The sequence below is a fragment of the Polaromonas sp. YR568 genome, assembly GCF_943372955.1.
Classification (GTDB): Bacteria; Pseudomonadota; Gammaproteobacteria; order Burkholderiales; family Burkholderiaceae_C; genus Polaromonas.
The window spans coordinates 459067-484555 of sequence record NZ_CALSAL010000001.1; the positions used below are offsets into that span (position 1 = coordinate 459067).

Sequence of the window (25489 nt, forward strand, 5' to 3'; positions counted from 1 at the left end):
TCCTTCTAGAAGTTGATAAATCACCACCCGGATAACTACTTCCCTGTGGCAGATCGGATGCTACTGGAGAAAAACGCAGTTTCCTAGCGAAAAAGCACTTTATTTGCGCGTTGATGTTGCGGATTTACCTCTGAAAATCAGAAAAACGCCCAGCAAAATCACGCCGCACGCAGCCCACTCACCCCCGGTGACCTGCTCCGAAGCGAAAAAAGCCCCCAGAAAAATCGCGATCAGCGGGTTCACGAAGGCGTAGCTGGTGGCCATGGCCGGGCTCGCGTGGGCCAGCAGATAGAGGTAGGCACTGAAGGCGATCAGCGAGCGGAACACCACCAGATACACCCAGGCAAGCAGTGCCGTTGGGTCCACCGTGCCCGTGTTTCCCGAGGGAAACTGCTCACCCAGTGCGAGAGAAATCACCATCAACACGGCGCCACCACACAACATTTCGCTCGCAAAGCCCACCGGCCCGGCGGCCAGCGACATGCGGGTGGTTGACAGCACCGAGCCCAGTGACCAGGCCAGTGTGGCCCCTGCAATGCAGGCCAAGCCGACCGGCGCAGCCGAGAAACTGCTGCCGCGCACCAGCATCAACACACCGGCCAGGCCCACCAGCATGCCGGCCAGCTCCAGCCGGCTGGGCCGCTGGCCCATCAGCAGGCCCCAGGCGCAAACCAGCATCGGAACGATGGCGATGAACGCCGCAATCAACCCGGAGCCGATGTACTGTTCGGCGCTGGCCGTCAGGCCCATGCCGCCGCCCAGCATGAGCGTGCCGACCACGGTGGCGTGCCACCACTGCTGGAGGGTGGGCATGGGGTACTTGCGGAAAACCACCCAGACCATCAGCAACACGCCCGCGGCGAGGAAGCGAGTGCCCATCTGGAAAAAGGGCGGAAAGCTCACAAGTGCCAGGCGAATGGCGAGGTAGGTGGAGCCCCAGACGAGGTAGCAGGCGAGAAGCGCGGGCATCAGCAGCGACGGTACCTTGTTGGCGTTGCTGGCACTGGAGGAGGTGGTGAGTGCAGATGTCATGCTGGCATGTTAGGTTGCCATATGACCGCTGGCCATGCAGAATTAAAGGCAGTTGAGACCCTTGCCTTTGAAATTCAAAGTTGAAAAGCCTTATGACCGAAACCACCGAATGTGACCACTACGACAGCCGCATTCTGGCCGAGCTGCAGCAGGACGCCCGCATCACCATGGCCGAGCTGGGCCGGCGTGTGCACCTGAGCCAGCCGGCGGTGACCGAGCGGGTTCGCAAGCTGGAGCTCAATGGCGTCATCAAGGGGTACCGCGCTGAGGTCGACCTGTCCCGGCTGGGCTATGGCATTCGCGCCATCATCCGGGTGGCGCGGGCCGAGTACGCGCGGGTGGTCAAGCTGATCGAGCAGACGCCTGAGGTCATCAATGCCTACAACGTCACTGGCGAAGACAGCTGGGTGCTGGAGATCGCCGTGATCGATGTGGCCCATCTGGATGCGGTGGTCACCAAGTTCTGCATCCTCACCGAAACCTCGACCGCCATCGTGCTCAACGCGCCGCGTGAAAACGCGGTGGTGTTGCCGGCGCGCCGTGAGAACATCAAGCCCACCATCAGGAAAGTCACCGGAAAATGAACACGTCCACCCGCTCTCTCGTGACCTGCGATCTCTGTGACCAGCACAAGAACGACACCTCAGGCGACTTTCGCGTGCTGCCGCCGGTGTTCCGCAGCTTTGGTGGCCGCACGGCCTTCAGCGGACTGGCGGTCACCATCCAGTGTCTGGACGACAACTCGTTGGTCAAGGCGGCTGTGGAGTCGCCCGGCGAGGGGCGGGTGCTGGTGGTGGACGGCGGGGGTTCCCTGCGCCGCGCGCTGCTGGGCGGCAAGCTGGGCGCGGCGGCCGCAGCCAACGGCTGGGCGGGTCTGGTGATTGACGGCTGCGTGCGTGATGTGGCCGAACTGGTGCAGTGCGATGTCGGCATCAAGGCGCTGGCCAGCATGCCACTGCCGACAGACCGCAAGCAGCAGGGCTTGCAGGGCATTGATGTGCAAATTCAAGGGGTGTGGGTGCGGCCGGGGGATTGGGTGTGCGCCGATGACGACGGGATTGTCGTCATGAAACCGTAGCCCCCTTGGGAGTCAGGCCCCCATGGGCCTGTCATTGGTTTCCTGCTCGCCCTGAGTCTGTCGAAAGTCAGGCCCGGGGAGCACCCGCAAACCTCTTCAGCCCGTCAGACCCTTGTAGAGCATGTAGGCGGCGAGCACATACAGGATGCTCGCGAATATGCGCTTGAGCTTGCCCACAGGCAGGCTGTGCGCCGCCCTGGCGCCCGCGGGCGCCATGAAGAAGCTGGCCAGCGCGATCACCAGCAGGGCGGGCAGCCAGATATAGCCAAACGAAGCCGCTGGCAGACCCTGCACGTTCCAGCCGCTGAACACGTAGCCGATGACGTTGGTCAGGGCAATCGGGAAGCCCAGGGCGGCTGACGTGGCGACAGCACTGTGGATGGCGACATTGCACCACGCCATGAAAGGCACGCTGATGAAGCCGCCACCGGCGCCGACCAGACCGGACAGGAAGCCGATGAAGCTGCCCGCAGCAAACTGACCAGCCGTGCCGGGCATCTGACGTGTGGGTTTGGGTTTCTTATCGAGAAACATCTGCGTGGCCGAGAAGCTCACGAAGAGGCCAAAGAAAATCGCAAGGTAAGAGCCCTTGAGCAGAGCGAACACGCCCAGGCTGCCGATGAAGCTGCCCACCACAATCCCGGGCGCCAGGCGCTTGACGATGTCCCAGCGGACGGCGCCGCGCTTGTGATGCGCGCGCACGCTGGAGATGGAGGTGAAGATGATCGTCGCCATCGAGGTGGCGATTGCCATTTTCACGGCCAGATCAGAGGCGACACCCCGGTTCGACAGGATGATGCTGATGAACGGCACCATCACCATGCCACCGCCGATGCCCAGCAGGCCGGCGAGAAAACCAGTGGCAATCCCGAGGACTGCAAGTTGAGCGATGAGGACGGGCTCTAGAGGCATTCGGTAAAAACTTTGCTCGGGGTTTTCACCAGACGCAAAAGACTTGTGTTTGAAAGGCAGTAATTTACCCCTGATTCATGGGCGGATTACCGTCACGCAGATATCAGGTGCTTTCTATCCGTGCCAGATCTCTTCCCTGTGAGAAAGCCCTGCGCCGGGTTCACCGTGCCGGTTGTGCTGCCGTGGCTGCCTTGCGGGGGTGGAGCCTCCATCTCTCGCATCTCTTGCGCTGGCAGGGCTGCACCGGCGCCCGGCGTGACCCTGGCCCAAAGGATTATTTTGGTATCCTGCATTGACCAAGGCCAGCTGCCCCTCCGAGGGGCCGACAGGGCAAATGGAATGTGCGTGGGGATGGTTCGCCATGACGTGGCGCTCGCCCAAGACGGTAAAGGCTCAAGTCATGTCAGTCTGGATTCGTTATCGGGTCAGTGCAGCACCAGACCAGCCCGGTCTCGCCGGTTTCGGGTTGCTCGAGGGGCAGTCGATTGCCGTCTGCACGGGCGACATGTTTGGCGACTTTGAACGCACCGGGCAGTTGCTGCCACTGGACCGCGTGACCGTCGACATCCCCTGCACGCCGGGCAAGTTCATCGGACTCTGGAACAACTACCACGCGCAGGCTGCCAAGCAGGGGCTGGCCATTCCTGCCGAGCCGCTGTATTTCATCAAGGCATCCAGCAGCTACTGCGCGCACGATCAAGCGTTTGATGTGCCTGCCAGCTATGACGGCCGTGTGGTCTACGAGGGTGAGCTTGGGCTCGTCATCGGCAAAACCTGCAGGAACGCCGATCTAGACGAAGCCGCCCGGGCGATTTTTGGCGTGACCTGCGTGAACGACGTGACGGCTCTGGACCTGATCACACGCGATGCCTCGTTTGCCCAATGGACGCGTGCCAAAAGCTTTGACACGTTTGGCATCTTCGGGCCGGTGATTGCCACCGGGCTGGACCTTTCCACGCTGGAAGTGCGAACCCTCGTGAACGGACGCGAGCGGCAGAACTACACCTGCAGCGACATGATTTTTTCGCCGGCGCAAATCGTCTCGATGCTGTCACGGGAGATGACGCTCTTTACGGGCGACGTCATTGCCTGCGGCACTTCGCTCGGTGTGCTGCCACTCAAGCCGGGCACGGTGGTCGAGGTGTCGATTGACGGTATTGGTGTACTGCGCAATACCTTTGCGCCTGACCGGTCGTCCCCGAACAATCCATCAGTCGTTCAATAAAACAAGTCACTAAAGAAGTTCTCCCATGAAAATTTGTGTAGTTGGAGCAGGCGCCATCGGCGGCATGCTGGGCGTCAAGCTGGCCCTCAGCGGGCATGAGGTCACCCTGATTTTGCGTGGCGCCAATCTGGAGGCGGTCAACCGGGACGGCTTGCGCCTGATTGAAGAAAACGGCAACGAGCTGCTGGCCCGACCAGTGCTGGCAACGTCCAGCATTGCGGCGGCAGGCGTTCAGGATGTGGTGATTCTTGGCATGAAGGCGCACCAGGTTGCGGCGGTGGCGGCAGATCTGCCGCAACTGATGCATGCGGGCACGCGCATCGTGACCATGCAGAACGGCATTCCGTGGTGGTACTTCCACAAGCTGCCGGGCGCCTATGCTGGCTCGCCAGTGCGTGCGGTGGACCCGGATGGCGTCATCGCGCAACACATCCCCATCGACAGCGTGATTGGCAGCGTGGTGTACCCGGCGAGTGAGGTGATCCAGCCGGGCGTCATCAAGGTGATCGAGGGTAACCGCTTCACGCTGGGTGAGATTGACGGCTCCGACACCCCCAGCATTCGCGCCATCAGCGATGCCTTCAAGGCGGCAGGGTTCAAGGCGCCGGTGTCCAGCGACATCCGCTCGGAAATCTGGCTCAAGGTGTGGGGCAACTTGAGCTTCAACCCGATCAGCGCACTGACGCACGCGACGCTGGAAGATATCTGCCTTTACCCGCCAACGCGGGAACTGGCTGCGGCCATGATGACCGAGGCGCAGTCCATCGGTGAAAAACTCGGTGTGCAGTTCAAGGTCAGTCTGGAAAAGCGCATCGCAGGCGCGCAGGCAGTTGGCCAGCACAAGACATCGATGCTGCAGGACGTGGAGCAGGGCCGGGCGCTGGAGCTGCAGGCCTTGGTGGCTTCGGTGATGGAGCTGGGCCAGATCACGCAGACGCCAACGCCCACTATCAATGCCGTTTACGCACTGGCCAGTCTTTTGGCCAGCAACCTGCAGAAGCACAACGCCACGCTGAAGATTGCCTGATTCGGTCTTCTGATTCGGCCGCCTGATTCAACCGCCTTAGTTAACCGCCTGATCCCCAACCTTTGAGAGTTTGTCCCATGACCTATTTCACGACGCTCCACGAAATGATCGCGCTGCAGGCGCCCGCCGCTACGGCCATGATGGCGCCTTCTGGCGTGCCCTTGAGCTATGGCGCGCTGGGGCAGCTCATCAGCCGCACCACCGACAAACTCAATTCGCTGGGTGTTGGTCGTGGCGACCGTGTCGGCATCGTGCTGCCCAACTGTCCCGAAATGGCCACGGCGTTCGTGGCGGTGGCCAGTGCGTGCACAGCAGCGCCGTTGAACATGGCTTACCGCGCTGATGAGTTTGAGTTTTACCTGAGTGACCTTAAAGCCAGGGCACTCATCGTGGCCGTGGGCAGCGAGACGCCCGCGCTGGCGGTGGCGGCCAAACTGGGTGTGGCGGTGATCTACCTCAAGGCATTGCCGGAGCAGGGCGCCGGTAACTTCGAACTGCAAGCCGATTCGGTGATCGCAGGCGCGGCAGGCCAGCCGGGCGCGGCACACGCCGACGACGTGGCGCTCATCCTGCACACTTCGGGCACCACATCGCGGCCCAAGATCGTGCCGCTGTCGCATCGCAACGTGTGCGCTTCGGCCCGCAATATCAAAGAGACCCTGCAGCTCACGCCAGCCGACCGCGAACTGCACGTCATGCCGCTGTTTCACATTCACGGCCTGATTGCCGGCGTGCTGGCGCCCATGGCAGCGGGAAGCCAGATCTTCTGCACACCCGGCTTCAATGCGCTGAAGTTTTTTGCGTGGATGAAAGAGTGCAAGCCCACCTGGTACACCGCCGTGCCCACCATGCACCAGACCATTCTGTCGCGCGCTGCGGGCAACATGGATGTGATTGAGGCCAATCCGCTGCGCTTCATCCGCTCGTCGTCGTCGTCGATGCCGCCGCAGGTGATTGCCGAGCTGGAAAAAGTGTTCAAGTCACCGCTGATCGAGTCTTACGGCATGACCGAAGCCGCGCATCAAATGGCCAGCAATCCCTTGCCGCCCGCCAAGCGCATTCCTGGCTCGGTGGGGGTTGCAGCAGGGCCCGAGGTGGCCATCATGGACACGGAAGGCAAGCTGCTGGCGCCGGGTGAGATCGGCGAGATCGTCATCCGGGGCGAGAACGTCACACTGGGCTATGAGAACAACGAGAAGGCCAACGCGGAAGCGTTTACGCACGGCTGGTTCCGCACCGGTGACCAAGGCACCATGACTGCTGACGGTTATGTGACGCTGACGGGCCGGCTCAAAGAAATCATCAACCGCGGTGGCGAAAAAGTCTCACCCCGCGAGGTGGACGAAGTGCTGATGGATCATCCGGCCGTTGCGCAGGTGGTCACCTTTGGCATTCCGCATGACAAGCTGGGCGAAGAGGTCGGTGCGGCGGTGGTGCTGCGTGAAGGCAAGACCGCGACAGACCGGGAGATTCGCGACTTTGCCGCGACCAAGCTGGCTGACTTCAAGGTGCCACGCAAGATCCTGATCATGGCCGAGATTCCCAAGGGCGCCACAGGCAAGCTGCAGCGCATCGGGCTGGCGCAGAAGCTGGGTCTGGCCGAAAAATAAGGTGTCTGCGAGTGCCACCGGACCGGCATCCTGAACCGGGGTTCAGGTGGGCAAGGGCAGTCAGGTTTCGGGTTCGTCTGACGCGAGACGATCACACCTGCCTGACAATTTACCAAGCCCGGGCTCAAAGAGCATTGGTTCAAGGAAATATAAAGCCCGGCGCGCATCGCAGACAGTGCGATTGTAGGCTTTCGTGAGGGCGTGTGGGCGTTGATGACAGGTCGCAGCGCATGCGTTGACCGGTCATACCGGGCCGGTTCAGAGCAACTGGCCGTCGGTTCCGAGCGCGGCGTCCAGGCGCTGCAGCAGTGCCTGGAGTTGGGTGTTGAGCTGGGTATCGATCTGGGGGGCGTTCTGGGTATTGCCCGTGCTCTGTGGTGCAGCAGCTGCCTGCGGGGCAGTTGCTGTGCGCTCAGGCAGTTCAAAGGCCAGGTTCAGTGCCGCCAGCACCGCAATGCGGTCGCGTGCCTTGATCTTGCCGGCATCGCGAATCTTGCACATGGCCATGTCGACACGGTTGACGGCGTCGAGCATGCGCGCGTCGCCGTTTTCGGGGCAGCCCAGCAGGTAGCTCTGGCCCATGATCTGCACTTCAAGTTGCTTCATCACTCGGTTCCTACCGTGCTGCGCTGGCCCTGGCCATTGGCTTCGGGCAGGCGTTCAAGCAGTGCATCCACCCGGGCACGTGCCGCACTCAGCCGCGACCGAAGCGAATCCCGTTCGTGCGTGAGCACCGTGACCTGGTCATTGAGCAGGGCATTGGTCCGCTGCAATTCCTCGTAGCGCACCAGCAGGCGCTCCACGCGCTCGGTGATCTGGTCGATGGGGGTTGGATTCGACATGGAAAAAGCATTGTAGGGTTTGCGGCAGGGTGGCGCGTAGAATCTGCGCTGTTGGTGCTCGCGGTGTGGTTCACACGCCGCAGTTCAACGGGAAGCAGGAGGAAGTCAACGCCATCCACGCCGGGCCAGTGCCCGCTGGAAGCGCCGAGACCTCCAGCCTGCGCTGCCCCCGCAACGGTAAAACGGACGAATGCTGCATTCCTGACCCACATCGGGAATCCATTCAGTTTTCATCACTCGCCACTGAGCGCCCTGAACAAGCGCTTGGGAAGGCGATGAAAGCAGTTCCGTCAGCCCGGATACCGGCCAACAAGGTGAACGTGTGCGTCCGTATCCGGCGCTGCGTTTGTGACGCTCATGCACTGGCGGGGAAGCCGGTGAGGGCCTTTGAACTTGAGTTAATCCATGAAACCTTGTGTTGATCGCGTGCGCTTTAGTGCGCTTGCTACCGCTGCGTTTGCAGCTGGCCTTTCCTTGTCTGCCCGCGCCCAGACTGGCGTGACGCCGCAACTTAAAGAGATATTTGTGACGGCCACGCGCAGTGCCCAACCCATCGGCGACGTGGTGGCCGACGTCACCATCATTGACCGAGAGGTGATAGAGCGCAGTGGCGCGGCTGCCCTGGCCGATGTGCTAGCCCGTGTGCCGGGCATTGAAATCGTGCGACTCGGCGGCGCTGGTAATTCGACAACTGTTTTTACCCGTGGCGGTGAAAGTCGCCACACCTTGGTGTTGATTGATGGCGTGCGTATGGACAGCCAAAGTACCAGCGGGGGAGCCAATTGGCAAGCTATTCCTCTGGCACAAATTGACCGGATTGAAATTGTTCGTGGCCCAACCAGTGCGGTGTATGGTTCAGACGCTGCTGCGGGCGTGATTCAAATTTTCACTAAAAAAGGTGAGGGTGCTTTTTCTCCGATCATCTCGTTTGGCTATGGCACTTACAACACACAAAAAATCGACTTGAGTGCCAGCGGTTCAGTCAATTCTTTTGACTACGCATTGGGTGTGGCACAAACCACCAGTGATGGGTTCAACTCGCGACCCATTGCGACACAAAACCCTGATAGCGACGGCTACAAAAGCATGAATGTCAACGGCAGGCTGGGTTTTCAGATCAACGCAGAGCATCGTCTGGAAGCCAACTTTCTGAATAACAAAATTGCTGCCCAATATGACCAAGGTTTGACGCGCGACTTTATCCGGGCTAATCAGGTTGAAACAGTCGGCATACAGTGGCAGGCAAAGTGGTCTCAGGCGTACAACACACGGCTGGGCGTGACTTACGGTACAGACCGTGGCGAAGATGCGCTCAATGGTTCGACGCTCAGGCCGCCTTTTGACCAGACCAAAACCAGCGGCTTTATTTGGCAAAACAATTACCAGACTGGCGCGCATGCGCTAAGCGCCACGCTGGAAAATAAAAAAGATCAATTTTTATTGATGGGTACAACGGGTCTGCCAACCAACGTGACCTCGCTGACGCGTGAAAAATCACAAAACAGTTTGGCTCTGGGATATGGGTGGGCTGCTGGTGTACATACCGTTCAGTTCAATGTGCGCCATGATCGTGACAGTGAGTTCGGAGGCAAATCAACTGGATCGGCTGCCTATGCCCTGGCAATTACGCCCCGCTGGAAAATTTCAGGTAGCGTCGGTACGTCGTTTCGAGTGCCCACGTTGTACCAGCGCTTCACCGTGTTTTCGCCACCCACACCACTGCTGCCAGAGTCAGGCCGTAACGTAGAACTGGGCTTGAAGTATGTTGAGGGTACTCGTAGATATGGTGTGGTGGCATACCGTAACAAACTGACCAATCTGCTGACATTTGTTAGCGGTGCCGGTCCATGCCCCAGCGGCCTCTTACCAGCAGCAACTCGTGTCGGCTGCTATGCCAATACGGCGCAGGCCTCGTACACGGGCTTGACTTTTACAGCCAGCGAATCGATAGGAAACTTCAACCTTTATGGGTCGCTAGACGTACAGAACCCTAAAGACCTAACGTTGAACAAACAACTCGCGCGCCGCGCGAAACGACACGCCACTTTTGGCGTGGACACGCGCATCGGGGCCTGGACGCTGGCCGGTGATGTGCTGATGTCTGCCCTGCGCTACGAAAATACCACTGCAACGTCGCCCGTGTTGCCCGGCTACACCTTGGTCAACCTGAGTGCCAGCACGCCCTTGTCGAAAGACTGGAAAGCGCTGGTACGGGTAGACAACCTGACTGACAAAACTTATCAAACCATCAACGGCTATGCTTCAGCGAGGCGTGCCCTGTACGTCGGCCTGACCTGGGCGCCGCAGTAAGCTGCCCGCTTTTGGACCACTGCTTCATGACGCTCACCGCCACCTGCCCCGCCATTCTTGTCGCCGCACCTGCTTCCGGCCAGGGCAAGACCACGGTGACCTGTGCGCTGGCGCGCCTGCACGCGCGGCAGGGGCGGCGGGTGCGGGTGTTCAAGTGCGGGCCGGATTTTCTCGATCCGTACTGGCTCGCACTGGCCAGCGGCCAGCCCGTTCATCAGCTGGACCTGTGGATGACCGGCGAGGCCGACTGTCGCCAGCGCCTTCACGCCGCAGCGCAGGACGCCGACCTGCTGATCGTTGAAGGCGTGATGGGCCTGTTCGACGGCGAGCCAAGTGCTGCCGATCTGGCGCAGCGCTTTGGCCTGCCGGTGCTGGCGGTGATTGATGCCGGCTCCATGGCGGGCACCTTCGGCGCACTGGCCTGGGGGCTGCAAAGCTACCGCCAGGGCCTGCGGTTTGCCGGCGTGCTGGCCAATCGCGTGGCGTCGCCCGGCCATGCCGACATGCTGCAGCGCAGCCTGCGAGAGCCCGCGCAGTGGATGGGTGCGCTGATGCGCGACGCCGCTTTCACGCTGCCTGAGCGGCATCTCGGCCTGGTGATGGACCATGAACTCGGTGACCAGGGCGAGGCCCTGCAGCGGCTGGATGCAGCAGCCGATGCGTTGGCGGCCACGCCGCTGGGGCGCATGAGCTTGCAGGACCTGGACGCTTGGGCCATGGCTTTTGAAGGCGCGGCTGCGCCCCCCGCGGCATCTGTGGCACCGCTGCTGCGGGGCAAAACGATTGCCGTGGCCCGTGATGCGGCCTTCTGCTTCATCTATGCCGCCAATTTGCAGTGCCTGCAGGAACTGGGTGCGCAGCTGGTGTTTTTCTCGCCACTGGCAGACGCCGCCTTGCCGGCATGTGATGCGCTGTGGCTGCCCGGCGGTTACCCGGAGCTGTATGGCCCTGCGCTGGCGGGTAACGTGGCGATGAAGGCCAGCCTGCACCAGCATGTGCAGTCCAGCAAGCCAGTGTGGGCCGAATGTGGCGGCATGATGGCGCTGTTTGATGGCATCACCACCACCGAAGGCGAGCGTTATGCCGCCTGGGGCGTGCTGCCGGGTGAAGTGACGGTGAACAAGCGCCTGGCGGCCCTCGGCCCGCAGCAATTGCCGCTGCCCTATGGCACCCTGCGCGGGCACACCTTCCATTATTCGACCGCAGAAACGGCGCTGCCTGCAGCCGCCCGCACCGAGGCCGCGCCCGGGCGCACGCTGCGGGGGCAGGGCGAGGCGCTGTATGTGCAGGGGTCCGTCAAGGCGAGTTATTTCCACGCCTGGTTTGCTTCCAGCCCTGAAGCCACTGCGCGGCTTTTTCTGAAGGAGCCTGCATGACGATTGCCACTGACTGGCGTTTGCTGGCAACCGGCGCTGATGCAGCGGCGCAGCGCAGCGGCGTGGGCCCGCAACGCATCGTCTGCCTCACCGAAGAGCCGACCGAGTGGCTCTACCTGCTGGGCGAGGAGCGGCGCATCGTCGGTATTTCAGGCTACACGGTGCGGCCACCGCGGGCGCGGGAAGAAAAGCCCAAGGTGAGTGCATTTCTGAGCGCCAAAATCGAAAAGATTGTGGCGTTGCAGCCAGACTGCGTGATCGGCTTTTCAGACCTGCAGGCCGACATCGCTTCGCAGCTGATCCGGCACGGTATTCAGGTCACCATCTTCAACCAGCGCAGCGTGGCGGAGATTTTTTCGATGATGTACCAGCTGGCCGCCATGGTCGGGCAAGAGGCACGCGGGCTGGACTTGATTCGGCAGATGCAGACGCGCCTGCTCGCTATCGAACAGGCGGCCAAATCCCTCAGGCGCAGGCCCCGGGTGTTTTTTGAAGAGTGGTACGACCCGCACATCAGCGCGATTGCGTGGGTGTCTGAGCTGATCGGCATCGCGGGCGGCGACGACTGCTTTCCGGAGCTGGCGCGCGAACCCATGGGCAAGCAGCGCATCATTGCCGACGGCAGCGAGATCGTGCGGCGCAACCCCGACATCATTTTTGGCTCCTGGTGCGGACGCAAGTTCCGGCCCGCCCATGTGCTGGCGCGCCCCGGCTGGGGAGAGGTCAACGCCGTCAAGACTCAACAGCTGTTCGAGATCAAGTCGGCCGAAATTCTGCAGCCCGGGCCAGCAGCGCTCACTGAAGGTGTCGAGCAGATTCACCGCCTCATCATGCAATGGAGCCACGAGCATGGCTGAACCTCAGGTGATTGCCCGCAGCGAGCTCATCCTCGGTGGCCAGAAAAGCGGCAAGTCGCGCCGAGCCGAAATGATTGCCCAGCAATGGCTTGCGCAATCGCCGCTGCATCGCGCGGTGCTGGTGGCCACCGCTCAAGCGTGGGACGACGAGATGCAGCAACGCATCGTGCGCCACCAGCAGGACCGGGCCGAGCGGGTGCCGGGCATGACGACCGTTGAAGAGCCACTGCAACTCGCGCATGCGGTGGCGCAGTCCAGCCGCAGCGACACCCTCGTGGTGGTGGATTGCCTGACGCTGTGGCTGACGAACCTGCTGATGCCGGCGCCGGGCGCGGCAGACCCTGTGACCGATGCGACGCCACAGATTGACGCCTTGCTGCGGGCCATCCGCGAAGCGCCCGGCCCCGTCGTGCTGGTCGGCAACGAGATCGGTCTTGGTGTGATTCCGCTGGGTCGCGAGACGCGCGCCTTCGTTGATGCGCTGGGTCGGCTGAATCAGCAGGTGGCAGCGGGCTGCGAGCGCGTCACGCTGATGGTGGCCGGGCTTCCTCTGTTTCTGAAAGGGACGCCGTGAAACGCTGGTTCGCCATGGCCTGGTTCGCAATTACCTGTTTTGCACTGGCGGCCGCGTTGCCGGTACACGCGCTGCAACTCACTGACGACCGTGGGGTGACGGTGCAGTTCGCACAGGCGCCGCAGCGCATCGTGAGCCTGCTGCCCTCGCTGACCGAGAGCGTCTGTGCGATGGAGCAATGCCACCGGCTGGTGGGCGTGGACCGGTATTCCAACCACCCGGCTTCAGTGCGCAGCCTGCCGGTGATGGGCGGCGGGCTGGACCCGAACATTGAAGGCATTGTGGCGCTCAAACCCGATGTGGTGTTGCTCGCCACCTCGTCGCGTGCCAGCGCACGGCTGGAGTCGCTGGGCATCAAGGTCGTGGCGCTGGAGCCGAAAAGCCATGCCGATGTGCGCCGCGTGCTCGGCAAGATTGGTGCCTTGCTGGAGATTCCCGACGAGATGGGCGCTGCGCGCCTGTGGCGCCTGATCGACACCAGCGTATCGGCGGCGGCGCAGTCGCTGTCGCCCCAGGCGCGCGCGCTGCGGGTGTACTTCGAGGTCAGCCGTGGGCCGTATGGTGCCAGTGAGTCGTCCTTCATCGGCGAGACGCTGACGCGGCTGGGCGTGAAGAACGTGGTGCCTGCATCGCTCGGGCCCTTCCCACGGTTGAATCCTGAATTTGTGGTGCGAGCCAATCCCGATGTGATCCTGATCGGCAACCGCAGCATGCAGGCCATGGTGCCGTATCCGGGCTGGGGCAGCATCAAGGCGGTGAAGGAGCAGCGCATCTGCGTGTTCGGTGTGGGCGATTCCGATGTGGTGGTTCGCCCCGGCCCGCGCATGGCCGAGGCTGCGCGCCTGATGGCCGCCTGCCTTGAAAAGTACGCCACACCGGGTGGGGCAGGCAAAGCGCGATGAGCAACGTGAGCCACCACAGAGCAGGTAAGGCCGCTGAACCGCAGCCGCGCAAGGCGGGCTGGTTGGCCACCGGGCTGTTGCTGGCCACCGCAGGCTTGTTGTTGCTGGGCGTGAGTGTGGGCAGCACCGGTTTTGACAGCGTGCTGAACATGCACAGCGACCCGCAGGCGCTGCAGATCGTGTGTGAGATTCGCCTGCCGCGCACCGTGGGCGCCTGGCTGGCCGGTGCGCTGCTGGGGCTGGCGGGTGCTGTGGCGCAGGGCCTCTTTCGCAACCCATTGGCTGATCCGTATTTGCTGGGCAGTGCATCCGGTGCGTCGCTGGGCGTGGCGCTGGCGATGGCGCTGTTCGGTGTGTCGCCCATGGCCACGCAGTGGGTGGCGCGCCTCGGTATCACGGGCGCCGCGTTTGTGGGCGCGGTGCTGGCAGTGCTGCTCACGCTGCTGCTGGCCAAGGGCGTGCAGCACACGCTGCGGCTGCTGCTGGCGGGTGTGATTGTGGGCGTGGTGCTGGGCGCGCTCAGCTCGCTGGTGCTGCTGCTCACGCCAGAAATCATGCAATCGATGCAGTCCTTCATGCTGGGCAGCACCGCGTTTGTGGGCTTCTCGTCATGCGCTGTGATGGCTGGTATCTTCGGCCTGTGTCTCACGGCGGCGTGGATGATGAGCCATGTGCTCGACGGGCTGGCGCTGGGCGAATCCACCGCGCAAAGCCTGGGCCTGAAGCTGCCGCAAATGCGTGCCGCGCTGGTCGCCGTGCTGGCGCTGGCCACAGGCACCGCGGTAGCGCAGACCGGCCTGATTGCCTTTGTCGGGCTGGCCGCGCCGCACTTGGTGCGCTCGGTGGTGAAGGCCACGCATGGCCGCCTGATTTTGCTTTCCAGCCTGATGGGCGCGGTATTGCTCACCGCTGCCGATGTGCTGGCGCGCTGGCTGGTGGCGCCGCAGGAATTGCCAGTGGGTGTGCTCACCGCAGTGCTCGGTGGCGGCTACCTGCTGTGGCTGATGCACCGCGGCACCGGCCCCGCTGCAACGCGGGGGGCGATGCTGTGAGCGGCGACCTTCGCTCGGCCCCGGCAGGTCCTGCGCTTCAGGCCCGGTCCATCCGTGCCACGCTGGGTCATGCCGAGGTGCTGCACGACATTTCACTGACCCTGCCAGCCGGGCGTTGGACCAGTGTGGTCGGCCCCAACGGCGCGGGCAAATCGACCTTGCTCAAGGTGCTGGCAGGGCTGATGCCTTACCAGGGCGAGGTCAGTCTGCTCGGCCACAACCCGGGTGCACCAGCAGCCCGCCAGCGTGCCCGCCTGCTGTCGTGGCTGGGCCAGAACGAAAGCTCGGCCGATGACCTGATGGCTTACGACGTCGCCATGCTGGGCCGCTTGCCGCACCAGCCCTGGCTGGCACCGCCCAGCGCAGCCGACCATGCAGCCGTGGAGCGCGCCTTGCGTGCCACCCATGCGTGGGATTGGCGGTGCAGGGCGCTGGGTCAGCTCTCGGGTGGCGAGCGCCAGCGGGTGCTGCTGGCCCGCGCGCTCGCGGTCGAGGCCGACGTGCTGCTGATGGACGAACCGCTGGCCAATCTCGACCCACCGCATCAGGCCGACTGGCTGTTGCTCGCGCGCGAGCTGGTGGCCAGTGGCAAAACGGTCATCAGCGTGCTGCATGAAATTTCCCTCGCGCTGCAGGCCGATGAACTGGTGGTGATGGCCGAGGGGCGTATCGCCCACCAGGGCGCCTGCATCGACGCGGCTACGCACCGCGCGCTGGAGCAGGTGTTTGACCACCGCATCGCCGTGCACCCGCTGGCTGGCCAATGGGTGGCTCTGCCCCGGATTTGAACCTTGAATCACCCGATTGCTGAATCACGAAAGTCCGCACCATGCAAGTTGAAACACCCCCTTCAGTCAAACCCTATGAGAAGCCGGAAGGCGAGCGCCGTGGTCTGGTGATCGTTCACACCGGCGATGGCAAGGGCAAGAGCACAGCGGCGTTTGGTCTTGCGCTGCGGGCCCATGGCCGCCACCATGTGCATGGCAAGACGGTGAAGATTTTCCAGTTCATGAAGGTGCCCACCGCCCGCTTTGGCGAGCACCGCATGTTCGAGCAGATCGGCCTGTCGGTGGAAGGTCTGGGCGACGGCTTCAGCTGGAAAAGCCTGGATCTGGAGCGCTCGGCCCAACTGGCACGCGATGGCTGGCAGAAAGCCAGCACAGCCATCCTCAGCGGCGAGCATTTCATGGTGGTGCTCGACGAGCTGACTTACCCCCTCATTTACGGCTGGCTGCCGCTGGACGACGTGCTGCAGACGCTGCGTGACCGTCCGAAGGATGTCCATGTGGTCATCACCGGCCGCCGCTGCCCGCCCGAGATCATTGAGCTGGCCGACACGGTGACTGAAATGACCAAGGTCAAGCATGCCTTCAACGCTGGCATCCCGGCTCAGCGCGGCATCGAAGACTAGGCGTGCAGATGAGCACCGCCGCATCCCAAGCTTTCAGCACTGCCGAACGGGAGGCGGTGTACCGCGTCATCCACGAGCGGCGCGACATGCGCCACTTCAGCGGCGGCGTGGTGCCGGATGCGGTGTTGCAGCGCCTGCTCGGTGCGGCGCACCATGCGCCCAGCGTCGGTTTCATGCAGCCCTGGCGTTTCATCCGGGTGCGTGATCGTTCGCTGCGCGAGGGCATTCACGCGCTCGTCGAGCACGAGCGGGTGCTGACCGCGCAGGCGCTGGGCGAGCGGGAAGACGAGTTCATGAAGCTCAAGGTGCAGGGCGTGCTGGACGCTGCCGAGGTGCTGGTGGTGGCGCTGCCACCCGGGCGCGAGCAGCATGTGTTTGGCCGGCGCACCTTGCCCGAGATGGACTTGGCCTCGGCCGCCTGCGCGATCCAGAACCTCTGGCTGGCCGCACGCGCCGAAGGCCTGGGCATGGGCTGGGTGTCGATTTTTGATCCCTTGCAGCTTGCCGCACTGTTGCAGATGCCCGAGGGCAGCCAACCGATTGCCGTGTTGTGCCTCGGCCCTGTCGAAGCGTTTTACGAGCAGCCGATGTTGCAGGCTGAAAAGTGGGCGCGTCGCGCAGCGCTGGCTGACATGGTGTTTGAAGACCACTGGGGGCAATCCCCATCCAGTTCCTCGATTGCGGGTGAAAACCCGCCCCCGCTCCATCCGATTGAATAGCCAACCGAAAGAGAGTTTCCATGCTATTTGAAAACACCCTGTTCCAGCTTGCCCAGACTTTCCTATGGCCGGTGAACGCGCTGGTGCTTGCTGCATTCGCTTATTCGCTGATGAGCCTGGGCGCCTTTGCCGTCGAGTGGGCGCGCCGTCGCAGACAACCGGGCCACGTGCTGGTGCTGGGCCGCGTCGGCAGCGGCTCGCCGGAAATGCTGGAGCTTGCCGTGCTCAAGGAACTCGAAGGCCTGCGGCTGTGCAGCCGCGTCGCACCCATGTTGGGACTGGTGGCCACCATGATTCCCATGGGTCCGGCGCTGGTGGCGGTGGCGTCCGGGCAGTCGCAGGGCGTTGCGCAGAGCCTGGCGCCGGCATTTGCGGCTGTCATTGTGGCGCTGGTCGCCGCCTCGATCACCTTTGTGGTGTACAGCGTGCGTCGGCGCTGGCTGCTGGCGGAAATGCTGGCTGTGCTGGAGGGGAATGCCGCATGAATTCGCCTTCCAACCCGGCATCACAAGGCGTCACCCGGCCACGCCTGCGCATTCTGGATGAAGACGATGACGACCCGGTGCTGTCCACCATTAACCTGATTGATGTGTTCCTGGTGGTCATTGGCATGTTGCTGATTGCGGTGATCAACAACCCGATGAACCCGTTTGCAGACGACAAGCTGACCATCATCCGCAACTCGGGCCAGCCCGACATGGAGATCATTACCAAGGAAGGTGCCAAGGTCACCCGCTTCAAGGCCAGTGGCGCCTCGGGCGAGGGTGAGGGTGAAAAGGCTGGTACCGCCTACCGCATGAAAGACGGCACCATGGTTTATGTGCCTGCTGAAAGATGAAGGCGTACCGAGGTCCGGGTGTGTGGCGCGACCGCAGGTGGCTGGCTCGCCTGATCGGTCTGACCGTGTTCGTACTGACAGGGCTGGCGCCGTCGTGGGCGCAAACCCCGGCTGCAGAGCCGCGCATGGTGCTGCTGAGCACGTATGTGGTGTCGCCGGCCCGTCTGGCCAAGCTGGTCGCGGCCGCCGCACAGGCCGGTGTGCCGCTGCAAACCCTGTCGGCAGAGGACGACACGCCCGACGCCTTGCGGCAGGCACTGCGCGGCGCTCGCCTGCTGGTGATCGATGCACCGCACAGCAGCGTGGCGCAAAACGTGGCCGTGCGGTTTGGCGATGTGATCGGCACCAGCGGCACGCCTTATGTGGTGGTCGGCGAATTTGGCGCGGTGGCCAACCGGCAGCCAGTCGCTGCCGCACCACTGCAGGCCGACCGCGGTGTCAGCGCTGGCTGGGCGCAGCGTCTGCGGGAGTACTGGCGTTTTGGCGGCGCGCAGAACATGCGCCTGGCCATGGCTGCACTGAAAGATGGCGCTTCCCGCAGCGGGCGGGGCGCCGGGGCGCTGGATGAACTGCCGCCTGCAGTACGGCTTCCGCTGGCCGGCTTCTACCACCCGGCGTGGCCGCACATCGAAAGCCAGCTGCCGGCGTTCGATGCCTTCCCGGGTGTCGATGCAAAGGCGCCGACGGTGGCCATCGCGGTCAACAACGCGGTCTTCACTTCGGATGACACGCCCTGGCTTGATGCGCTGATGGCGGCGCTGGAACGGCGCGGGCTGCGCGCTTATGCGTTTTATGGGCCGCGCCAGCAAAAAGACCTGTTCGTCCAGATGACGCAGGTGCCAACGCCTGGCGGGGCGCGTCGCGTCGCCGACATCATCATCAACTCGGCGCTGGTGTTCAACCCGACCGAGCGAAAGGCTGAACTGGAGCGCATCGGCGTTCCGGTGCTGCAGACGCTGCCCGCATTGGCCATGGATACCGGCCAATGGGCGCAAAGCAAGGATGGGCTGGCCCTGTCCGATGTGGCGTACTACTACACGCCCAGCGAGCTGGCGGGGATGGTCGATGCCATGCTGATCACTGCGCGCGACGCCAGAACCGGTGCGCTGCAGCCCCTTCCGGCGCAAATTGATGCGGTGGCCGACAAGGCTGCAGCCCTCGTTCGCCTGCAGCAGACACCCCCGGCCCGGCGTCGCGTGGCCATGATGGTCTACAACTACCCGCAGGGGGAAGGCAACTTCGGCGCTTCTTTTCTCAATGTGCCCAGAAGCCTGGAGAACATGCTGGCCGCCATGAAGGCAGCCGGATACCAGACCGAAACGCCCGGCGCTGAACAGATCACGCGGCAGGTGCAGGCCACGCTCGGCGCCTTCTACCGGCCTGAAACCCTGACGCTGCTGCCGGCGCAAGGGCTGGCCGATGTGCTGCCGCTGGACCGCTACCTGGCCTGGTTCCGCGCGCTGCCGCCATCCACGCAAAGCCGCATCGAGGGCTACTGGGGTGCGCCTGAAAAGGCCCTGATGATGCGATCCCAGTCAGGCCAGCCGGGCGGGCCGGCCATGCCGGGGTTCATCATTCCGCGTGTGCAGTTGGGCAACGTGGTGGTGATGCCGCAACCGCTGCGCCATGAGGTCACGGCGGGTACACCGGCGGAGATGCGCAAAAAGCGCATTGGCCACCGGGCCAGCGTGCCGCTGAGCCACAACTATCTGGCGACCTACCTGTGGCTGCGCGAGCAGTTCGCCGCCAGTGCCGTGGTCCATCTGGGGACGCATGGCACGCTTGAATGGGCGCCCGGCAAGGAGCGCGGCCTCTCGGCGCAGGACGACCCCTTGCTGGCGCTGGGCGACCTGCCCAACCTCTACCCCTACATCATGGACAACCTGGGCGAGGCGTTGACTGCCAAGCGCCGTGGCCGCGCGGTGCTGGTGAGCCATTCGACGCCGATGTTCTCGCCCGCCGGCTTCCGGCCCGGTGTGCATGACATGCACGACCTGATGCACGACTGGGAAACCGTGGCCCCCGGCCCGGTGAAGAAGGCGCTGGAGGCGCAGCTGGTCGCGAAGTTCGTCGAGCACCAGTTACACCGCGACATCGGCTGGAGCGCACAGAAAATCGCTGCCGACTTTGCCGGCTTCATGGAGCTGCTGCATCCCTACCTCGACGACATCGCGCAGACGGCGCAGCCCCAGGGCCTGGCCACTTTTGGTGAAGTGCCTGATGCGCAGCGCCGCTTCGGCACCGTGATGCAGACGCTGCGCAAGCCGCTGATCGAGGCGCTGGGCGAGGACATTGACGAGGTGTTCCTGCTGGACTCGAAAAAAATCATCCACTCCCGGCCGGCGCGCTGGCTGCAGGTGGCGCTGAAAGACCCGCAAGCGGCCAGCACGCTGGACCTGCGTGTGCAGGATGCCGCCGAAGCCGCGAAATCCGGCATTCACAGCACGGTGCCCAACCGCGCCGAGGCCAAGGTGCTGGACCCGGCGGTACTGCTGGCACTGGCGCTGCGCGCCCAGCAGCTGGACAAGGCACTGGCCGACAACGAAGAGATCACCGGTTTTCTTGCCGCACTGGATGGCCAGCACATCCGCACCAGCTATGGCGGCGATCCGGTGCGCAACCCTGAAAGCCTGCCCACCGGTCGCAACCTCTACGGGTTCGACCCCAGCCGGGTGCCAACACGGCAGGCCTGGGACACCGGTGTTGCGGCTTTCGAGGCCTGGATGAAGCAGCACCGCGCGGCCCACAACGGTCAGTGGCCCGAAAAAGTCGCGTTCACCCTCTGGGCCGGGGAGACCATGCGGCACCAGGGCGTGATGGAATCGCAGGTCCTGTATGCCCTGGGTGTGAAACCACGCTGGGACGACGCTGGCCGTGTGGCCGGGCTCGCCGTACTGCCTGCGGGCGAACTCAAGCGGCCGCGGCTGGATGTACTGGTCAGCGTGACCGGTTCCTACCGCGACCAGTTTCCGGTGGTGATGCGCTGGATCGACGAAGGTGTGCGGCAGGTGGCCCAGTTGAAGGAGGCGGATAACCACGTCGCCCGCAACACGCAAAAACTGGCCAGGGAATTCGCTGGCCAGGGCGCGAGTGCAGCCGATGTCCGGCGCTGGTCCACTGCGCGGGTGTTCTCCAACGAGCAGGGCAGCTATGGCACCGGTCTGAGCGATGCGGTGCAGGCCACCGACATCTGGGAAAAGGACGGCAAGGGCGGCGGCGACGCCGGGATGGCACAGCTCTACATGGACCGCATGGGACACGCCTACGGACAGGGCATTGAAGGCGCGGCACGCCACAAGGCGTTTGCCCGCAATCTGGCGCAGGTCGATGCGGCCCTGCTTTCACGCACCTCCAGCACCTACGGCATGCTCACCAGCGATGACCCGTTCCAGTATCTGGGGGGACTTTCCCAGGCGGTACGCCAACTCACCGGCAAGCCACCGGCCCTGTATGTGCAGAACCTGCGCGATGCGTCCGAAGTGATCACCGAAAGTGCCAGCAGCGCCATCGCCAAGGAAATGCAGACGCGCTATTTGCACCCGCAGTGGATCAGTGCGCAAAAGGCAGAAGGCTACAGCGGCACCCTGCAGGTGCTCAAGACCGCGCAGTTTCTCTGGGGCTGGCAGGTCACGGCGCCGCAGACCGTGAGGCAGGACCACTGGCAGTCGCTGCACGATGTTTACCTGCGTGACCAGTACGGCCTGGGCACACGGGAGTGGCTGGAAGGCAAGGACGGTGTCAGCCGGGCCGCCTTCGCGCAGACGCTGGAGCGCATGCTGGACGCCATACGCCTGAACTACTGGCAGCCCGACATGGCCACCCGGCAGTCGCTGGTGGTGGCCTACAACGAGGCCCGCGAGGCGTCAGGCCTGCGCGAGAGCAATCCGGCTGTGCAGCGCTTTGCAGCCGATGCGGCGCTGGCACCTGGCGAATCTCGCGCCAGGCCAGTGGCCGACGCCGGCACCGGTCGGCCACTGGCGCGGCCATCTGACCTGCCCGCCGCCCGCGAGCCGGCCCCAGAGATCGCGGCACCCACCATCGTGCGCGGTCTCAAGCTGGAGTTACAGCCCGAACAAGCCAAGCCACCGACTGCGGTGGTGAACAGCCTGGCAACACTCTGGGCGGTGGCGCTGCTGCTGGCACTGGGTGCGTGGCGGCAGCAGCGCCGCTGGCGTCCAGTGAATCCCTCAGGCGCCGGTGCTGCGTGATAAGCGGATGACTGAAATAACGACGGTGCCATGGCTGGATGCTGTGCTTCCCCTCAGCGTGGCGGGAGGCGCTGCAGGGGTGTCTGCAGCTGTCCTGTTGCTGGCCTGGTGGATTGATCGACAGTTCGGTGAACCACTCACGGCCATTCACCCGGTGGTGTGGATGGGCCGGTTTCTCAAAGTGTGTGGCGATGGGGTGGTGCGGTGCTCGCCCGCGCCGGCTTTTGTGCTGGGTGCCTTGGCGTGGTGCGTGGGCGCTGTAGCAGTGGCGACGGTGGCCTGGGGCCTGCAGGGTCTGGTGCTGTGGCAGGTCGGTCAGGCGCTGGCTGCCGCAGACATGCTGCTGGCGGCGTTGGCTGCCCTGTTGGTGTTGCTCGCGGGCTGGGCGCTGAAATGCATGCTGTCATGGCGCATGCTGCATGACGAGGCCGGTGCGGTCGAGACGGCCCTGCAGCAGTCGCTGGCCGCCGGGCGTGAACGCCTGTCATGGCTGGTCAGCCGCGACACGGCGCAGCTCACCGACAGCCAGGTGCGCGAGAGTGCCATCGAGTCGCTGGCAGAAAACCTGAACGACTCGGTGGTGGCACCGATTTTCTGGTTTGTGTTGCTCGGTCTGCCGGGTGCGGCGGTGTACCGCTTTGCCAACACGGCCGACGCGATGTGGGGCTACCGGGGCACTTACCGCGGGCAGCACTGGGAATGGGCGGGCAAGTGGGCGGCGCGTGCCGACGATGTGTTGTCGTGGGTACCGGCGCGTGTGACGGCCTTGCTGCTGATGGCGGTGACGCGGGGTGTGCGTCTGTCCGCAGTGCTTGCTGAGGCCCAAAAAACGCCGTCGCCCAACAGCGGCTGGCCCATGGCGGCGATGGCGCTGGCGCTGGGCATCTCGCTCGGCAAGCCCGGTGTGTACACCCTCAACCCTTCGGGCCGTCCACCGGGGCCGGATGACGTAGCGGCAGCGCAGGCGGATGCCGGCAAGGCGGTGGTGCTTTTGCTGATTGGAGCGGTGACTGCGATTTTTCTTGCTGCAGCGATGGGCGGCTCATGGCCCGGGAGTCGCGCATGACCACGCGACTGCATGGTGGCCCGGACCATCAAGGCGTGCCTTTGCACGACTTTTCTACCAACAGCAATGCCTGCGGTCCGTGTCCGGCGGCCCTGGCAGCCGTCCAGCGAGCCGATGCCACACGCTACCCTGATGCGGGCTATACGGCGCTGCGTGCACAGCTGGCCGCCTTTCATGGGGTCGACAGCGCACGTGTGCTGCTGGCCGCCAGTGCCAGCGAGTTCATTTTCCGCGTCACCGCGCTGGTCGCAGGGCGGGGCGGGCGGGCCGTCTGGTTGCCTCCGCACAGCTATTGCGACTACGTACAGGCCGCGCACGCCAACCGTCTGACGGTGACGGCGCAGCCTCGCGATGCGCAGCTGCTCTGGGCCTGCGAGCCGTCAAGCCCCATGGGCTGTGCCCATGCCGGGCTGGCGCAACTGGCCGACGGTATCGACGCGCACGCCATGGTGGTGCTGGACCGGGCCTATGAGCCCCTGCGATTAAGTGGAACACCGAGCCCCACGCCAGAAACAGCGTGGCAACTCTGGACACCCAACAAGGCACTCGGGCTGACCGGGGTACGCGCCGCCTACGTGATTGCGCCGCCGGGGCAGTGCGCAGCCGTTGCAGCGCTGGAGGAACTCAGTCCCTCGTGGCCCATTGGCGCGCACGGCGTGGCCATGTTGCAGGCCTGGGTGAGTGGCGAAACGCAGGACTGGTTGCAAAACAGTCTGGACACCCTGCGCACATGGAAAGCCCGGCAGATCGGTCTGTGCGAATCGTGGGGCTGGCATGTGCTGCCCAGCGAAACGAATTTCTTTTGCGCGCGGCCATCGCTTCCGGCAGGTATAGACTTGCCGCAGGCGCTGGCAGTGCTGCGTGCGCAAGGCATCAAGCTGCGCGACACCACCTCATTTGGCTTGCCCGGCCATGTGCGGGTCAGCGTGCAGCAACCCGCCGTGCAGGACGCGCTGCACAATGCATGGCAACAACTCCTCACGTCAAGGCAATGACTGCAAAAACCGTCATGGTGCTTGGCACCACCAGCGGCGCCGGCAAGAGCTGGCTGACCACAGCGCTTTGCCGCCATTACGCCCGCCAAGGTTTGAAAGTGGCGCCCTACAAGTCTCAGAACATGAGCAATAACGCCCGGGTGGTGGCCCAAGGTGAGATCGGAAGCGCACAGTATTTTCAGGCGCTGGCGGCAAACGCTGAGCCCGATGTGCGCATGAACCCACTGCTGCTCAAGCCCGAAAAAGACACGCAAAGCCAGGTGGTGCTGATGGGGCAGGTACATGCCGAACTCTCTCGCATGGCGTGGCGTGAGCGCAGTAGCGCGGTCTGGCCGGTGATGGCGCAGGCGCTGGATGAGCTGATGGCCGAAAACGATGTGGTGGTGATCGAAGGTGCGGGCTCGCCGGCCGAGATCAACCTGAAATCGAGCGATGTCGTCAACATGCGGGTGGCAAAGCACGCGCAGGCGGCCTGCCTGCTGGTCAGTGACATTGACCGTGGCGGCGCGTTTGCCCACCTCTACGGCACCTGGGCCATGCTCGATGAAGCCGAGCGCAAGCTGATCAAGGGTTTTGTACTCAACAAGTTCCGCGGAGACGCCCGCCTGCTGGCACCAGGCCCGCAGATGCTGCAGGACATGACGGGTGTGCCCACTGTGGCAACGCTGCCCATGTGGTGGCAGCATGGGCTCCCGGAAGAAGACGGCGTGTTCGATGACAGCAGCGTGGCCTCGGGCGCAGTGACGCGCACCGTTGCCGTGATCGCCTACCCCCGCATCAGCAACCTCGACGAGTTCCAGCCACTGAAGAACGTGCCCGGCGTGCGTTTGAAGTGGGTGCGCAGCCCGACGGATCTGATGGATGCCGACTGGGTGATCCTGCCCGGCTCCAAGCACACCAGCGGTGACCTCGCCTGGCTGCGCGCGCAGGGGCTGGACCAGGCGATTGCTGCCCATGCAGGCCGCGGCGGTGCGGTGCTGGGGGTCTGTGGCGGCCTGCAGATGCTGGGCGAGGCCCTGATCGACCCGCACGGTATCGACGGCAATGCACCCGGCCTTGGCCTGCTGCCGGTGGTCACGGTGTTTGAAGAGTCCAAAACCGTGCAGCACAAGGCCGCCACCTTTGGTGCCGTGGGTGGCGCGTGGTCGGCGCTGTCAGGCGTGCAGGTCGAGGGCTATGAAATTCACCATGGCCAGACCCGCGCCCATCCGGCGATGGCTGCCGCAGGGGACATCGCTTCTGCCGTGTTGCCTGATGGCCTGGCGTGGCAGAACGCGGCGGGTAACGTGCTGGGCCTCTATTTGCACGGCATGTTTGAAGATGCGCGCGTGCTGCAGGCCCTCTTTGGTGCCCGTGTGCCTACGATGGATGCGGTGTTTGACGGCCTTGCCGATTACATCGAACGCCACTTTGAGCCGGGCGTGTTGCAGTCTCTGATTCAGCCCGACTGATCGA

General features: G+C 63.8%; 24 protein-coding genes and 1 riboswitch. Of the genes, 20 read left to right on the forward strand and 4 right to left on the reverse strand.

What is annotated here, in order from left to right; all coding sequences use genetic code 11:
• Nucleotides 1–99: 99 nt before the first annotated feature.
• Nucleotides 100–1032 (reverse strand): drug/metabolite exporter YedA, encoded by a 933-nt coding sequence (gene yedA / locus AAG793_RS02155; protein ID WP_341903391.1) that lies wholly within the window; start codon nucleotides 1030–1032, stop codon nucleotides 100–102.
• Nucleotides 1033–1124: 92 nt separating this feature from the next.
• Here yedA and AAG793_RS02160 point away from each other — a divergent pair, with 92 nt between their 5' ends.
• Together AAG793_RS02160 and rraA are read left to right on the forward strand one after the other, a co-directional pair.
• The gene (locus AAG793_RS02160; RefSeq protein ID WP_341903394.1) at nucleotides 1125–1616 is read left to right on the forward strand and encodes an Lrp/AsnC family transcriptional regulator; all 492 of its coding nucleotides are present in this window, start codon (nucleotides 1125–1127) and stop codon (nucleotides 1614–1616) included.
• Entirely contained in the window at nucleotides 1613–2110 is a 498-nt protein-coding gene (rraA, locus tag AAG793_RS02165; RefSeq protein WP_341903397.1) for a ribonuclease E activity regulator RraA, read from the forward strand. The genes AAG793_RS02160 and rraA overlap by 4 nt, the downstream gene beginning before the upstream one ends.
• Nucleotides 2111–2206: 96 nt before the next feature.
• Here rraA and AAG793_RS02170 read toward each other — a convergent pair whose 3' ends face one another.
• Nucleotides 2207–3022, reverse strand: coding sequence for a sulfite exporter TauE/SafE family protein (locus AAG793_RS02170; protein ID WP_341903398.1), 816 nt, complete (start codon nucleotides 3020–3022; stop codon nucleotides 2207–2209).
• A gap of 400 nt (nucleotides 3023–3422) precedes the next feature.
• Here AAG793_RS02170 and AAG793_RS02175 point away from each other — a divergent pair, with 400 nt between their 5' ends.
• From AAG793_RS02175 to AAG793_RS02185, 3 genes are all read left to right on the forward strand, one after another.
• Entirely contained in the window at nucleotides 3423–4247 is an 825-nt protein-coding gene (locus tag AAG793_RS02175; RefSeq protein WP_341903400.1) for a fumarylacetoacetate hydrolase family protein, read from the forward strand.
• Nucleotides 4248–4272: 25 nt separating this feature from the next.
• Nucleotides 4273–5274, forward strand: coding sequence for a 2-dehydropantoate 2-reductase (locus AAG793_RS02180; RefSeq protein WP_341903404.1), 1002 nt, complete (start codon nucleotides 4273–4275; stop codon nucleotides 5272–5274).
• Nucleotides 5275–5351: 77 nt separating this feature from the next.
• The gene (locus AAG793_RS02185; RefSeq protein ID WP_341903407.1) at nucleotides 5352–6884 is read left to right on the forward strand and encodes an acyl--CoA ligase; all 1533 of its coding nucleotides are present in this window, start codon (nucleotides 5352–5354) and stop codon (nucleotides 6882–6884) included.
• 258 nt (nucleotides 6885–7142) lie between these two features.
• Here the strand turns inward: AAG793_RS02185 and AAG793_RS02190 are convergent, their stop codons facing one another.
• A complete protein-coding gene (locus AAG793_RS02190) occupies nucleotides 7143–7490 on the reverse strand; it encodes a cell division protein ZapA (RefSeq protein WP_341903409.1) in 348 nt (115 codons plus the stop codon).
• On the reverse strand, nucleotides 7490–7726 hold the full coding sequence (locus AAG793_RS02195; protein WP_341903411.1) for a DUF904 domain-containing protein: 237 nt from the start codon (nucleotides 7724–7726) through the stop codon (nucleotides 7490–7492). The genes AAG793_RS02190 and AAG793_RS02195 overlap by 1 nt, the downstream gene beginning before the upstream one ends.
• 35 nt (nucleotides 7727–7761) lie before the next feature.
• A riboswitch (cobalamin riboswitch) is annotated at nucleotides 7762–8052 on the forward strand.
• A 79-nt stretch (nucleotides 8053–8131) separates the two neighbouring features.
• Here AAG793_RS02195 and AAG793_RS02200 point away from each other — a divergent pair.
• From AAG793_RS02200 to AAG793_RS02270, 15 genes are read left to right on the forward strand one after another with little or no spacing between them, the layout of a single operon-like run.
• Nucleotides 8132–10036, forward strand: coding sequence for a TonB-dependent receptor (locus AAG793_RS02200; protein ID WP_341903415.1), 1905 nt, complete (start codon nucleotides 8132–8134; stop codon nucleotides 10034–10036).
• A gap of 26 nt (nucleotides 10037–10062) precedes the next feature.
• The gene (locus AAG793_RS02205) at nucleotides 10063–11412 is read left to right on the forward strand and encodes a cobyrinate a,c-diamide synthase (RefSeq protein ID WP_341903418.1); all 1350 of its coding nucleotides are present in this window, start codon (nucleotides 10063–10065) and stop codon (nucleotides 11410–11412) included.
• Nucleotides 11409–12269 (forward strand): ABC transporter substrate-binding protein, encoded by an 861-nt coding sequence (locus AAG793_RS02210; protein ID WP_341903422.1) that lies wholly within the window; start codon nucleotides 11409–11411, stop codon nucleotides 12267–12269. Before AAG793_RS02205 ends, AAG793_RS02210 begins: the two co-directional genes overlap by 4 nt.
• Nucleotides 12262–12843 (forward strand): bifunctional adenosylcobinamide kinase/adenosylcobinamide-phosphate guanylyltransferase, encoded by a 582-nt coding sequence (gene cobU / locus AAG793_RS02215; RefSeq protein ID WP_341903425.1) that lies wholly within the window; start codon nucleotides 12262–12264, stop codon nucleotides 12841–12843. Before AAG793_RS02210 ends, cobU begins: the two co-directional genes overlap by 8 nt.
• Nucleotides 12844–12857: 14 nt before the next feature.
• A complete protein-coding gene (locus AAG793_RS02220) occupies nucleotides 12858–13745 on the forward strand; it encodes a helical backbone metal receptor (protein ID WP_341905366.1) in 888 nt (295 codons plus the stop codon).
• A gap of 5 nt (nucleotides 13746–13750) precedes the next feature.
• Nucleotides 13751–14797, forward strand: coding sequence for an iron ABC transporter permease (locus tag AAG793_RS02225; RefSeq protein WP_341903429.1), 1047 nt, complete (start codon nucleotides 13751–13753; stop codon nucleotides 14795–14797).
• The gene (locus tag AAG793_RS02230; RefSeq protein WP_341903432.1) at nucleotides 14794–15585 is read left to right on the forward strand and encodes an ABC transporter ATP-binding protein; all 792 of its coding nucleotides are present in this window, start codon (nucleotides 14794–14796) and stop codon (nucleotides 15583–15585) included. Before AAG793_RS02225 ends, AAG793_RS02230 begins: the two co-directional genes overlap by 4 nt.
• A 41-nt stretch (nucleotides 15586–15626) precedes the next feature.
• Nucleotides 15627–16208, forward strand: coding sequence for a cob(I)yrinic acid a,c-diamide adenosyltransferase (gene cobO / locus AAG793_RS02235; protein WP_341903435.1), 582 nt, complete (start codon nucleotides 15627–15629; stop codon nucleotides 16206–16208).
• Between the two features lie 8 nt (nucleotides 16209–16216).
• Nucleotides 16217–16927 carry a 5,6-dimethylbenzimidazole synthase gene (gene bluB / locus AAG793_RS02240; protein WP_341903438.1) on the forward strand — a complete coding sequence of 237 codons (711 nt, stop codon included), beginning with the start codon at nucleotides 16217–16219 and terminating at the stop codon, nucleotides 16925–16927.
• A gap of 20 nt (nucleotides 16928–16947) precedes the next feature.
• Entirely contained in the window at nucleotides 16948–17412 is a 465-nt protein-coding gene (locus tag AAG793_RS02245; protein ID WP_341903441.1) for a MotA/TolQ/ExbB proton channel family protein, read from the forward strand.
• Nucleotides 17409–17765, forward strand: a complete 357-nt coding sequence (locus tag AAG793_RS02250) for a DUF2149 domain-containing protein (RefSeq protein ID WP_341903445.1) — start codon at nucleotides 17409–17411, stop codon at nucleotides 17763–17765. The genes AAG793_RS02245 and AAG793_RS02250 overlap by 4 nt, the downstream gene beginning before the upstream one ends.
• Entirely contained in the window at nucleotides 17762–21973 is a 4212-nt protein-coding gene (gene cobN, locus AAG793_RS02255; protein ID WP_341903448.1) for a cobaltochelatase subunit CobN, read from the forward strand. The genes AAG793_RS02250 and cobN overlap by 4 nt, the downstream gene beginning before the upstream one ends.
• Before the next feature lie 7 nt (nucleotides 21974–21980).
• Entirely contained in the window at nucleotides 21981–23039 is a 1059-nt protein-coding gene (gene cbiB / locus AAG793_RS02260) for an adenosylcobinamide-phosphate synthase CbiB (RefSeq protein ID WP_341903451.1), read from the forward strand.
• Nucleotides 23036–24034, forward strand: a complete 999-nt coding sequence (locus AAG793_RS02265) for an aminotransferase class I/II-fold pyridoxal phosphate-dependent enzyme (protein WP_341903453.1) — start codon at nucleotides 23036–23038, stop codon at nucleotides 24032–24034. The genes cbiB and AAG793_RS02265 overlap by 4 nt, the downstream gene beginning before the upstream one ends.
• Nucleotides 24031–25485 carry a cobyric acid synthase gene (locus AAG793_RS02270; protein WP_341903456.1) on the forward strand — a complete coding sequence of 485 codons (1455 nt, stop codon included), beginning with the start codon at nucleotides 24031–24033 and terminating at the stop codon, nucleotides 25483–25485. The genes AAG793_RS02265 and AAG793_RS02270 overlap by 4 nt, the downstream gene beginning before the upstream one ends.
• The last annotated feature ends 4 nt before the right edge of the window (nucleotides 25486–25489 follow it).